At 60.7% G+C, this 12483-nt stretch carries 8 protein-coding genes; 3 read left to right on the forward strand and 5 right to left on the reverse strand.

What is annotated here, in order from left to right; genetic code table 11:
- Positions 1 to 128: 128 nt before the first annotated feature.
- Complete coding sequence (locus ACL2XN_RS16020) at positions 129 to 2351, forward strand: TonB-dependent receptor (RefSeq protein ID WP_413721877.1); 2223 nt, start codon at positions 129 to 131, stop codon at positions 2349 to 2351.
- 135 nt (positions 2352 to 2486) lie between these two features.
- On the opposite strand, the gene ACL2XN_RS16025 is transcribed toward ACL2XN_RS16020, so the two are convergent.
- From ACL2XN_RS16025 to fhuD, 3 genes are all read right to left on the reverse strand, one after another.
- Positions 2487 to 4766, reverse strand: a complete 2280-nt coding sequence (locus ACL2XN_RS16025; RefSeq protein ID WP_413721876.1) for a TonB-dependent receptor — start codon at positions 4764 to 4766, stop codon at positions 2487 to 2489.
- A 284-nt stretch (positions 4767 to 5050) separates the two neighbouring features.
- Positions 5051 to 7024 carry a Fe(3+)-hydroxamate ABC transporter permease FhuB gene (gene fhuB / locus ACL2XN_RS16030; protein ID WP_413729066.1) on the reverse strand — a complete coding sequence of 658 codons (1974 nt, stop codon included), beginning with the start codon at positions 7022 to 7024 and terminating at the stop codon, positions 5051 to 5053.
- Entirely contained in the window at positions 7021 to 7917 is an 897-nt protein-coding gene (gene fhuD / locus ACL2XN_RS16035) for a Fe(3+)-hydroxamate ABC transporter substrate-binding protein FhuD (RefSeq protein ID WP_413729067.1), read from the reverse strand. The genes fhuB and fhuD overlap by 4 nt, the downstream gene beginning before the upstream one ends.
- 138 nt (positions 7918 to 8055) lie before the next feature.
- Here fhuD and fhuF point away from each other — a divergent pair, with 138 nt between their 5' ends.
- The gene (gene fhuF / locus ACL2XN_RS16040) at positions 8056 to 8802 is read left to right on the forward strand and encodes a siderophore-iron reductase FhuF (protein ID WP_413729068.1); all 747 of its coding nucleotides are present in this window, start codon (positions 8056 to 8058) and stop codon (positions 8800 to 8802) included.
- A gap of 136 nt (positions 8803 to 8938) precedes the next feature.
- Here the strand turns inward: fhuF and ACL2XN_RS16045 are convergent, their stop codons facing one another.
- Both ACL2XN_RS16045 and ACL2XN_RS16050 read right to left on the reverse strand, forming a co-directional pair.
- Positions 8939 to 9634: a creatininase family protein gene (locus ACL2XN_RS16045; RefSeq protein WP_410012569.1), complete on the reverse strand. Its 696-nt coding sequence runs from the start codon at positions 9632 to 9634 to the stop codon at positions 8939 to 8941.
- Positions 9631 to 10593 (reverse strand): GntR family transcriptional regulator, encoded by a 963-nt coding sequence (locus ACL2XN_RS16050; RefSeq protein WP_413721872.1) that lies wholly within the window; start codon positions 10591 to 10593, stop codon positions 9631 to 9633. The genes ACL2XN_RS16045 and ACL2XN_RS16050 overlap by 4 nt, the downstream gene beginning before the upstream one ends.
- Positions 10594 to 10865: 272 nt before the next feature.
- Between ACL2XN_RS16050 and ACL2XN_RS16055 the strand changes: the two genes are divergently transcribed.
- Positions 10866 to 12461 (forward strand): ABC transporter substrate-binding protein, encoded by a 1596-nt coding sequence (locus ACL2XN_RS16055; protein WP_413729069.1) that lies wholly within the window; start codon positions 10866 to 10868, stop codon positions 12459 to 12461.
- The last annotated feature ends 22 nt before the right edge of the window (positions 12462 to 12483 follow it).

Consider the following 12483-nt stretch of genomic DNA (forward strand, 5'->3'; position numbering starts at 1 on the left):
TCGCCAGGTTTTTCGCAGGCAATTGCAAATGTAATTCTTACTAATTGTTGCAAATGAATTCCAATTATTGATAATTAGCCACCTAAGAATGAAACTCATTATCTTTATCATTAAGGGATGTTATGCGTATGTGTTCACTGGTAGGGCGGCGGTTTAGGGTTCGCCGTTCCCTGGCCCTAGTCCTCAGTTCCGTATTAAGTGGCCATGTCGCTGGGGCAACGCTGCTCCCCGCCGCCCCTACAGCGACCCCCGCCGCCACCGGTGCAAAGGACGACGTGATTACCGTGGTCGCCGCGCCGCAGGCGTTTAAACCCGGTGGTGACCAGCCGGTGCCGGCATACCTGGACGGACAAGTGGCCAATGGCGCTCGCTTGGGCATCCTGGGGGAACAGAGCGCGCTTGACGTGCCATTCAATGTAATAAGCTTTACCGCCAAGATGATTGAGGATCAGCAGGCGAAAACGCTGTCCGATGTCGTGCGCAACGATGCATCGGTACAGTTGGCCGGCGGCTACGGTAATATTGCCGAAAGCTATCGGATCCGGGGTTTCCAGGTCGACGGCCAGGATATTTCCCTGGGAGGGCTTTATGGTGTGATGCCGCGTCAGATTATTTCCACCCAGATGATAGATCGAGTCGAAATTTTCAAAGGTTCCAACGCCTTCCTCAACGGCGTACCGCCGGGAGGCAGCGGCGTCGGGGGCGCAATTAACCTGGAGCCGAAACACGCCGGCGACGACCCGCTGGTGCGTCTGGGAACGGACTACAGCACCAAATCACGCATCGGGACATCGGTGGATGCCGGGCGCCGCTTTGGCGATAACAACCAGTTTGGCGTACGCGCCAACGTCCTGCAGCGCGAAGGGGAAACGGCGGTGCACGACGCGAAGGAACGCACCACCCTGGCCTCGGTCGGCCTGGATTACCGCGGCGATCGTTTTCGCGCGTCGCTGGACGGGGGTTACCAGAAACAGACCGACCACGGCGGCCGGATGGGATTGAAGCTTGGGCCCAACATGACGGACCTGCCCGCCCTGCCGGATGCTTCCACCAATTACAGCCCGCAGTGGGCCTATTCCGATCTGAAGACCCAATTCGGCATGCTGCGCGGCGAATATGACATCACCGAGAACTGGACGTTTTATTCCGCCATCGGCGCCAGCCGTAACGATGAATTGGGCTCCTATACCGCTGCGACGGTGCTTAACAGCCAGGGCGACGCGAGCATAAGCCGTCTGTCAACCGGTTACAGCAGCGATAATTTCTCCGGCATGACCGGCATCCGCGGGACATTTCATACCGGCGTGATCAAGCATAACGTGAACGTCGGCTATTCGGGTGTCAATACCCAAACCCGCGCCGGCTATACCCTATCGGGCTCGACATCGCGGACTAACATATACGATCCGGTGCAGGTTGATAATCCGCCGACGCTGTATTCCGCCAGTTCACTGCATCATCCGGTGACCCGCAGCCGCACCAATACCACCGGCGCGTCCGTATCCGATACGCTCTCGGCGCTGGACGATCGGGTACTGCTAACGCTTGGGGCGCGGCGCCAGGAAATTCGCATCCGCAATTACAGCTACACCGGCGTCGAAGACGGCGCCAGCGCCTTTGACGCGATGAAAATCACGCCCGCATATGGCCTGGTGGTCAAACCCTGGGAACATATTTCCCTTTACGCCAACCATATCGAAGCGCTGCAGCCGGGCAAGACCGCGCCTTCGAGAACGGCTAACGCCGGTTATGTTACCGGCACGGTGTTATCCAAACAGAATGAAATGGGGATTAAAGCCGATTTCGGCCGCGTCGCCGGTTCGGTGGCGTTGTTTGAAATTAAACGGCCCAACGGCTTTACCGATCCGACCAGCAATATTTACGGCCTGAACGGCGAACAAAAAAATCGCGGCATAGAGCTCAATGTGTTCGGCGAGCCGCTATACGGCGTGCGCCTGCTTGGCAGCGTCACCTGGATAGACAGCGAACTGTCCCGAACCCTTAATGGGGTCAATGATGGCAACGATGCCGTCGGCGTGCCGAAATACCAAGCGGTGCTGAACGGGGAATGGGATATCCCGGGCGTTGAAGGACTGACCGCCACCGGCACCGTGACTCACGCCGGCTCGCAATATATGAACGAGGCTAATACGGTAAAGCTTGATTCCTGGACCCGCCTGGACCTGGCCGCGCGCTACACCACCAGCCTTAAGGAGCATAACGTGGTCTGGCGCGCCGGTGTCGAAAACGTCACTAATGAAAATTACTGGTCATCGGTGGAAGAAACCGGCACCTATGTTTTCCAGGGCGACCCGCGTGAATTGAAGCTTTCCATGAGCGTCGACTTCTAATAGGTCGACCGCGTGCGGCCAACGCTGCACGCGTGACGCATCTAACGGCGGACATGTCGTCAAAGGCGGCGCAAATACCAGAAAAAAAACCGCAACGGCCGGGGCCGGCGCGGTTTTTTTATGCCCGGCGCGTTATCAGAAGTCGACCGTCATGGACACTTTCGCTTGGCGCGGGTCGCCCTGGGTCAGGTAACCGCCGGTGGCCGAAGCCCAATACTTCTCGTTGGTGACGTTTTCCACGCCGGCACGCCAGATAATATTGTTTTTCGGCAGGTTCATATTGTAGCGCAGGCCCAGGTCCAGGCGGTTCCAGCTATCCACCTTCAGGTTGTTGGCCGAATCGGCATACTGCGAGCCGGTATGAATCACCTTGCCGGTGGCGGTAATGCCGGTCAGGCCGGGAATATCCCATTCGCCGCCCAGCACCATCTGGTAGCGCGGGATACCGATGGCGTCATTGCCGTCGTAAGTGCCGTCTTGGGTCTTGGTCATTTCCGGGTCCATCCAGGCCATGCTGCCGTTTAAGCGCACGCCGTAGATCGGTTCGCCAAAGACGTTCAGCTCCAGGCCGCGGTTACGCACCTCGCCGCTGTTGTTGAACGAATAGCTGTCGGCGCCGTTGCGGGTATACACGCCCACCGGTTTCTTGATTTCAAACAGCGCCACCGAACCGGCGACGCGGCCATAGTCCGCCTTGATCCCCACTTCGTTTTGCTTGGAGGTCTGGATGCCGGCCACCTGCCCGCCGTTGGTTACCAGATCGCCGTTATAGGTCAGGCCCGCGCTATCACCGGCCTGCAACGCTTCGATATGGTTGGCGTACAGCGAAATATGATCCCAGGGTTTAACCACCAGGCCGAAGGCCGGGGTCACCTTGGTTTCATCGAACTGGCTGCTTTGCTCGCCGGTGTAGGCGTAATTGGCCACCACTACGTTTTGGCGCCGGGCGCCGGCGGTCAGCTGCACTTTGTCATCCAGTACCGACATGGTGTCGGCGATGGCGATACCGTTGTTGCGCACCCGGTTGAAGACGCCCGGATCGCCCATATGACCGCCGGTATAGAGGTTTTCCTCCGGCCTGTCGGAATAGTGCGGATCGTAGATATTATTGGTTATCGTCGCGCCTGACATGGTGTAGGCGGTGCTCACCTTACGGTTGAGGGTGGAGAAGCCGACATTGACGTTGTGTTTCACGAAGCCGGTATTGAATTTACCGCGAATCCCCGCCTGGCTGGCAAAACTGTCGGAAAAATACGGTACTGTCAGCCGGCTCATGGTGCCGTTGCCGTTATCATCGCTCAACGTCGGCGACGAGTAATCGCCGTTCTCATGATCGTGATTGGCGCCGACCGCGCCATAGAGGGTCCAGGAATCCGTCAGGTCATATTCTCCGCGCAGCATGCCGAACTCGTTTTCCGTATCGGTATAAGCCCATTTCTGGCTGTAGTTATTCGTCGCGGAAGGCGCGTCGGGAATCTTGGTGGCGTTGCCCAGGTAGACCACCGAACGGCCGCCATGTACCGTCTGTTTACTGGCGCCCAGATCAAGCGAGGTGCGAAAACGATCGCCCCGGTAATCCAGGCCGATGGAGGCCATGGTCAGGCGGCGTTTTTCATCATCAATGGCGCTGCCGCCTTCGCGGTGCGCCGCGTTGATGCGCACGCCGAACTGGTTGTTATCGCCATAACGACGGGCGATATCGACCCCGCCGCCCACCTGGGATTTGGAGGTATAATCCAGGGAAACGCGGTTAAGCGGTTCATCGCCGGCGCGTTTGGGCTCGACGTTTACCGTACCGCCGACCCCGGTGCCGCCGGGCGGCACGCCGTTGAGGAATGCGCTGGATCCCTTCAGTAATTCGATACGTTCGGCAAACTCGGTGGGCAATATCTGGCGCGGCAATATGCCGTACAAACCGCCGTAGGAGATATCGTCGCCATTAAGGGTAAATCCCCGCACCACGAAGTTTTCCGCATAGTTGCCGTACCCGTAGCCGCGTTGCACCGAGGCATCGTTATTCAGCACATCCGCCAGCGTGCGCGCCTGCTGATCCTGGATAAGCTTCGACGTGAACCCGACGACGCTGAAGGGCACATTACTGGCGTCCTGCTGCCCCAAAAATCCCACCCGGCCGCCGTTGGCGATCTGGCCATCCATATACGCCGGCACCAGTTGATCGCCGCCCGGACGGAAGTTGGTCTCCGGCGCGGCCACCACGGTAATGGTATCACCCTTGCCCGCGGCCGTATTGGCGGCAGGCGTGGCGGCGGTAGACGCGGCGGCGTTAGCAGCGCTGGATGCGGCGGCGGCGTTGGCGGGTAACGCCATCGCGCCGCAGCACGCGCCGATAACCACGGCCAGCAGACGTGGAGAGGACGTGATTCGCCCTACGGGAGAAAAATCGGCAGTACGCATGTGCAGAAAACCCTTGCTGAATAATAATGAGAATGATTCTTATGAGAGTTCAGGATTATGCAAGAGGATGCATTATTTGCAAGACAATATTTTAGATATTAGTAATTCTTTTGTCTTAAATTAACAAATCTCACGCGCCGACGGGTATTTGCCCGGTATTCCCCTGTAACCCGCGGGGGAATGGTGAGCTGTGAACCGATCCGAGGCCAGGCGCACCGGTCTGTTAACCGGTCCGCCGGCGCGGTGTGTAAATAGATTAGCGCGCCTGATGCCAGGGTAATACATCAGCCGGCCTGCCGGCGCAGTAAATAGATAAAATAGGGCGCGCCAAAGAAGGTGGCCAATAGCCCGGCGGGAATTTGATAAGGGAAAATAATAAATCGGCCGCACCAATCGGCGATCATCATCAGCACGCCGCCCAGCAGGCAGGCCGCCAGCATCTGTGGCATGGGACGGCGAAATCCGGTCAGCCGGGCCATATGCGGCGCCATCAGGCCGATAAAACTGAGCGGGCCAACGTTCAGGGTGGCGGTGGCAATCAACCCGGCGGCCAGCAATAGAATGGCCATACGCGCCGGTTTTAACGCCACGCCTGCCGCGCGCGCGGTGGCGCCGCCCAGCGGCAGCAGGTCCAGCCAGCGGCGCAACAGGGGCGCCGCCGCCAGCAGTACCACGGCGATAACGGCGGTGCGTATGGCCTGGGCGCCGCTGACCTTGTAGGTGGAGCCGGATAGCCAGGTCAGCACCGATGACATGCGCGGATCGCCGCTGACCAGCAGCAGGGTAAGCAAGGTGGTGAACAGCGTGCTCAGCGCTATGCCCACCAGCAGCAAACGCCCGCTGGAAAACCCGCCGCGCTGCGAGAGCACTATAATCAGCAGCAGCGTCAGGGCCGCCCCCAGGCTACCGGCCGGCAGCAGCCAGGCAAACGCGTCGTTCGGCACCAGCAGCAACAGCAGCACCACGCCAAAGGCCGCGCCGGAACTGATGCCCAGCACTTCCGGGCTGGCCATCGGATTGCCGGTCATTTTCTGAATCAGGGTGCCCGCCGCCGCCAGCATCGCGCCGGCCGCGCCGGCCGCCAGCACGCGCGGCCAGCGCCAGCGCCACATCTCCTGTAGCGACCAATACCAGCCGTAATTATCGCGTCCCAGCGTCAGCGCCACGACGGCGACCAGTATCAGCAGCGCAACCCCTGCCAGTACGGCCGGCGGCGTCATCCGCCGCTCCGGCCTGAGCGTCTGGGCGTTATCCGCGGCCATGGCGCGGGTCTCCCTGAGCCTGGGCAACAGCCATAGCAGCAGGGGGGCGCCGATCAGGGCGGTGGCGGCGCCGGTGGGGATTTCCCGCCACAGCCGGGCCAGCAGGATCATCAGCTGATCGCTGAGCAGCAGCAGCAGCGCGCCCAGCAGGCAGGAAAACCCTAAACGGGGCAGCAGGCGCCTGGCCCCGAGCATCCGCGCCAGCAGCGGCGCGAACAGGCCGATAAAACCAATAATGCCGGCGGCGTTGACCAGAAAGGCGCTTAACACGATCGCCACGCCGATGCCGCCGACGCGCGCGGCGATAAGGCCCAGGCCCAGGTTGCGCGCCACGCCGTCATCCAATCCCATCAGCATCAGCGGTCGCAGCATCAGCAATATCAGCAGCAGGCCGACGGCCAGCCGGGGCAGCAGGAACTGTACCCTGCTCCAATCCTGCTGGTTGAGCATGCCGCTGCTCCAGAGAAAAAGGGTTTGCAGCCGCTCATAGTTAAGCAGCGCCAGCAGGCTTTTGGCCGCCCCGCAGTAAAGCCCCAAGACCAATCCCGCCAGAATCAGGGTGACCGGCGACAACCGGCGCCCCCAGGAAACGCCGAACACCAGGCCGCCCACCGCCAGCGCGCCGGCTATCGTCGCCAGTTGGCGGGTCGCCTCGTCGCCCGGCAACGCCAGGAGGGTCGCCACCGTGAGCCCCAGTTGCGCGCCCGCCGACACCCCGAGCGTGGTGGGTTCGGCCAGCGGATTGCGCAGTATTTGCTGGAACACCACCCCCACCAGCCCCAGCCCGGCGCCCACCAGCAGCGAGAGCGCGGTGCGCGGCAGCAGGCTGTAGTGAAACAGCATTTGATCAATACTGCCGGTATCGGGATGGCACGCCGCCCGCCACCATAAACCGGGCGCGAGCTGAAGGGTTAAATTAAATACCGCAAGCGACAGCGCGGCAAGCGACAACGCCAGGACCAATGCGGCGGATAAGCGCGGAACGCGTTTACTCATGCCCGTGGCTCCATCGCCTGCCCGAGCATCCGGCAAAAGCGCATGGCGGCAAGGGTGGCGCCGAAAAACCACACCGCGGGCAGCACCCGCAGCTGTTTTTCCCGGACAAAAGGCAGCGTTTGCCAAAGCGTGGAACCGGCCACTTCCGCCAGGGGATCCTGGGCGCCGCGATGAAAACACAGCGCCCTGACGCCCCGGAACTGCGCCAGCCGCTCAAGGCCCACCGTTGCGCTGCCCCAGACATTTTCCTCGCCGTCCCAGGCGTTCGCCACCCTCACCCGATCCAGCACATCCTGGAGCAGGCTGTTTTTGCCGATAACCATGATGCGGCGGCTGTCGATAAAGGAAAACAGCAAGACGGGGGGAAGCGGAAGGGATCCAGACGCCAGCCGCTGCCGGGTCTGGTCCAGTTGCCGGTCGAGATCGGCCATATGCCGTTGCGCCCGATCCGGCATCCCCAGGCGCCCGGCCAGGGCGACGATATCCTGGCGGGCCACGGCCAAAGGCCTATCGCCTTGCCGGCTAAAACGGAAGGTCATGGTGGGCGCAATGGACGCGACGCTTGCAGGCGCCGGGCCAAAACCCTCCGATAGCAGGATCAGCGAAGGCGCCAGGCGCTGCATCGCTTCCATATTCGGTTCGTTGCGCAGCCCCACGTCCAGCACCGACGGCGGCAGCGCCGGCTCCGCCACCCAGCTGCGGTAATTCGGCGCGTCGGCAATGGCCATCGGCGTCACGCCAAGGGCCAGCAGCAGCTCCGCCGGGCGCCACTCCAGCGCGATAATACGTGCCGCATCGGGTATGGGCGCGCCGGCGGCGCGGCGGGAAAACCACCAGGGCAACACGGCCATCGCCTGTAAAAGACGTCGGCGATAGGCATCATGAGTCTGCATAAATTTTAAATATTAATAGTTATCATTCTGATTTTGATCGCCTATTATGCGCATTTGGAGAGAGACCGCAAGCCGCCCGCCTGCCGGAAGCTCTTTGCCTTGTCCTTAATCAATAGTCCCGATCGATACAGGAAGCGTATGAAGCCTGACGCAGCAGCACCCACCCCCGGATGCGCCATTGATATCAACGGCAGTTTTCTCTTCTCCGTTCCCAGCGGCGGAACGGGCTATTCGGCGGCGGATTTATGCGCGCCGGAAACGGCGCTGGCGCTACTGGAGCCGTTCCTGCGGCTGAACGAAGGGGGTGACCGGGCGGCGGTGATCTCCATGTGGTCGCAGTGGTATTTTGCCCTGCTGCTGGCGCCCTGGACAAGGATCGCGCTGCTGCATGACTGGCGGCTGCCGGCGGATCCGCGCGCGATTCAGTTTACCCAGGGAGCGCAATCCGCCGTGCCGGAAAAATTTATCCTGGCCGATCGCGGCGCAAAAATCGCCGGCGGCGTCGCCATCCCCGCCCTGTTCGGGCAGTTGCTGGAGACGCATGTGCTGCCGGTTTGCCGGACCTTCGGCCAGTTGGCCGGCATCAGGCCGGGCCTGTTCTGGAACAACGCCGCCATCCGCGTCGCCCACGGCATCGATATGGCCGCGGAACAAGGCGCCGATACCGGGGAAGCCAGGGCGTTTCTCGCCACCAAAACCCTGACGGACGGCGCGCCCAACCGGCTGTATCAGCCGGTACGGGTGGTGGAGCACGACGCCGGCCCGAAAATCATCCGCCGGCTGTGCTGCCTGCGCTATAAGCTCAGCGGCCTGGAATATTGCCCGAGCTGCCCGCTGTTGGTGGCGCAAGAGCGTAAATGCCGGCATCGGGAACAGCAGGGCTAAGCGTTCGCCACTGCGGGCATGACGCCGGGCAAGACGTATTTCTCCGCGCCCCAGGCCTCGCACCGGCGGCCGCTCGCGCCGCGGGTACTCCCGCCGCATAAACGGCTCCCCGCACGGTGCCTTGCCCGGGCGGCGATCAGAGCAGTTCCATCACGCGCCGGGTTTCTTCGACACCCACCTGCCAGAGGGCCAGCATCTCCTCGTCGGCGCGCTGATAATACCCGCCGTAGTTGCCGTCGCCCAGCATCGCGCGGGCCTTGGCCGGATTGAGCTTGCGAAAGCCGACCAGATCGAGCATCGGTTTTTGCCGGTCCGGCTGGGCGACGCCCGCCAGCCGGGTCCAGGGGAAATTTTCCATCCATGAGGCATGCGAGGCCACCGGATCGGTTTGCTGTACCTTTGCCCAGGTGAGCGGCGCGCACCACCAGTTATGCAGCTGTACCATCACCTCGGGATTGGCCACCATCCATTCGCTGATAATATGCTGCGCCGGCATATTACCGCCGTGGCCGTTAACCAGCAGAACGCGCTTAAAGCCCTGCCGTTTCAAATTATCGAGAATATCGTACAGCAGCCGGAGGTAAGTGCCGACCCGCAGGCTGATGGTGCCGGGAAAATCGCTGAACGCCGGCGTCATGCCGAACGGCATTACCGGGAATACCGGTATGCCCAGCGGCTCGGCCGCCTCGACGGCGACCTTTTCGGCCAGGATGGAATCCACCGACAGGCTGAGAAACGCATGCTGCTCCGTACTGCCCAGCGGCACCACCACCCGATCGTCCCGGCCCAGGTATTCTTCCAACTGCTGCCAATTCATTTCACTGATTTTCATGATATTTCCTTCAATCCGGTCACAGAGGGCACATCCGGCGTCAGCAGCGGCATCACCACACGCCTGATATCGCCGCTGTCAGGAATATGCCGGTATTCAAACGCCTGTTGGCCGGGAGATAAGGCGTCCTGTAACGCCTCGGCGCCGGTGGCGTAGACCAGCACATCGGCATGCGCCAGATAGCGGTTCAGTTCAGGGTCGTCCCGATGCACCACGGTAATGGACTGCACATGCGGGGCGAAGCGCTGCACCCCGGTTTTCATCAGCGCGGTAAACTCCGGGAAGATCGACACCACCAGCACCCTGGCAAGGGGATCAAGCGACGCCAGCGCCCGCCGGGTCTGCTCGGAGGGGATAAAGCTGATATTAATAACCCGCATACCGGGCAGCAGGCTCATCACCTCGCGCCGGCGGTGGGCAAAGGTCAGGATCAGATCGGCGCTGTGCGCCTGCTCGCGCGCGCGGTTATCGGCGGTCAGTATCGACAGCGTCGTCGCGTCCAGCTGCGCGCCGTCGCCCAGGGTGCCGGCGATAATCTGCGCATAATCGCGGGCGGACTCGATAAAATTACCCACCACCAGCACCGTTTTGGTCCTGGCGCGCCGCTGGCGGTGATGGAACCGGTTGGTGACCAGGGCGGCGAGGTCGGCCGCCGATAAAGACAGGTCCTGCGCCCGATCGATCAGGGCGTCGATGTGCTGATGCAGATCGGTCAACCGCTTGTCGCTGTGGCGCAGGACCTGGGCGGCGTCGGCAATAAAGGTACCGGAGCCGGGCTTGCTGTAGATCAGTTCAGCCTGTTTCAACTCGCGATAAACCTGCGCCACGGTCATCGGCGCCACGCCGACCCGCTCGGCCATGTCGCGCACCGAGGGCAATTTATCCCCCGGCTTCAGCGCGCCGAAGGTGATGGCATACTCCACCAGCCCCCGCAACTGCATCCCCAACGGGAGCGACAATGTTCTATCAAGTTGGAAGTCCACAAGGCGCCCATTAATGCGTGCTAATTTACTAATACACTATCGTTATAAGCTTAGCTAACGCAAGCACAGCGGGCATATTTTCCTATTCAACGGGCTATAGCATTTTCCTATGACAAAATAATGCCTTTTTTACTGCCTTTTATTGACATTAAACGATCATTGCTTCAAATATCGTACTACTGCATTAGAACAGTGACGCGGGATTTTCCGGCGGGGATCATTTTCCAAGCGATAAGGGGATGGGCACAATGAAGGTTATGCATCGGATAACGTTAATCGCCTTGCTGACGGCGGGCGCGCTACCACTGGCCCACGCCTGGGCGGCGGATACCGTGCAGCGCGGCGGCACGCTGGTCTATGGCCGCTATAGCGATAGTTCGTTCCTGGAACCGGTATTGAATGAAAACAATACCGATATCTGGATCCTGTCGAATCTGTATGACACGCTCCTGTTTCCCACCGCCGACGGCAAAGGCATCGAACCGGGCCTGGCGGACAAATGGAATATCGCCGCCGACGGCAAAAGCGTCAGCCTGACCCTGCGCGATAATATCAAGTTCTCCGATGGATCGCCGATTACCGCAGAAGATGTTAAATGGTCGCTGGAACGCGCCAGCAAGCCCGGCAACGGGGTATGGCAATTTATGGTCGATTCCATCGCCAGCGTCTCCATTGACGGCGCCAACGCCATTACCCTGCATCTGAAACACCCGGACCCGGCCATCCTCAGCGCCCTGACGGCGTTTAATACCTCCATCATGCCGAAAAAGCAGTTCGAGGCGACGCCGGGCGCCACCGACCAGCAAAAAGCGGAAGCTTTCGCCGAGCATCCGGTGGGGTCCGGCCCCTATGTGCTGAAATCCTGGCAGCATAACGCCACCATGACCCTGGTGCGCAACCCGTATTACTGGCGCAACGGCGCCGACGGCAAGCCGCTGCCCTATCTCGACGGCATTACCTTCGAGATCGTCCCGGACGACGCCACGCGCATCCTGAAGTTACAGTCGGGCGAGCTGGACGCCACCGAGTTTATCCCGTATTCGCGCGTCAACGAATTGAAGGCCAATCCGGCCATTGATATGAAACTGTTTCCCTCCACCCGGGTGGAATACGTCAGCCTGAACGTGCGCCCGCAGTACCAGGGCGCGGCCAATCCGCTGGCCAATGAAAAGGTGCGCCAGGCGCTGAACTACGCCACCGATAAGCAAGGCATTATCCAACTGGTGACCTATGGCATCGGCACGCCGATGACGTCTTATATTTCCAGCGGCACGCCGGGGCACGTAGGCGACAAACCGCTCTATCCGGTGGATACGGCCAAGGCCAAACAGCTGCTGGATCAGGCCGGTTTCGCCAGCGGTTTCAGCGCCAATATCATGGTACTGGCCGGCAATGAGGACGAAATCAGCATCGCCACCGCCCTGCAGCAAATGTGGGCGCAGGTGGGCGTTAAACTCACCATCACCCAGGTGGACCACGCCACGGAAACCGACCGCTATCGCAAGGGCGATTTCGGCATGCGCTTATCTACCTGGACCGATGATATTGCCGATCCCAATGAAATCACCTCTTACTTCGCTTATTCGAAAAATATCCAGGCGGTGCATTCGGGCTGGAAAAACGATCGGGTAGACCAGCTGTTTGAGCAATCCCAGCAGGAAATCGATCCGCAAAAACGCGCGGCCGATTATCAACAGATCCAGGCGATCTTTAACGCCCAGGGGCCGATCGTGCCGCTGTATGAAAGCCCTTACCCGGTGGCGTTGAATAAGACGGTGCACGGCTTTGTGCAGATTCCGCTGGGCAATAACCTGTTTGCCGAAACCTACCTGACGCGCAAATAACGTCGACGCAGGTTAACGGCCG

It is taken from the genome of Sodalis sp. RH22, from assembly GCF_047324165.1.
Classification (GTDB): Bacteria; Pseudomonadota; Gammaproteobacteria; order Enterobacterales; family Enterobacteriaceae; genus Acerihabitans.

Excerpts from the sequence above, each read along its gene's own strand:
- ACL2XN_RS16055 (WP_413729069.1), top strand. The coding sequence starts at position 10,866 with ATGAAGGTTATGCATCGGATAACGTTAATCGCCTTGCTGACGGCGGGC.
- ACL2XN_RS16025 (WP_413721876.1), bottom strand. The coding sequence starts at position 4,766 with ATGCGTACTGCCGATTTTTCTCCCGTAGGGCGAATCACGTCCTCTCCA.
- ACL2XN_RS16045 (WP_410012569.1), bottom strand. The coding sequence starts at position 9,634 with ATGAAAATCAGTGAAATGAATTGGCAGCAGTTGGAAGAATACCTGGGC.
- fhuB (WP_413729066.1), bottom strand. The coding sequence starts at position 7,024 with ATGAGTAAACGCGTTCCGCGCTTATCCGCCGCATTGGTCCTGGCGTTG.
- fhuF (WP_413729068.1), top strand. The coding sequence starts at position 8,056 with ATGAAGCCTGACGCAGCAGCACCCACCCCCGGATGCGCCATTGATATC.
- ACL2XN_RS16020 (WP_413721877.1), top strand. The coding sequence starts at position 129 with ATGTGTTCACTGGTAGGGCGGCGGTTTAGGGTTCGCCGTTCCCTGGCC.
- fhuD (WP_413729067.1), bottom strand. The coding sequence starts at position 7,917 with ATGCAGACTCATGATGCCTATCGCCGACGTCTTTTACAGGCGATGGCC.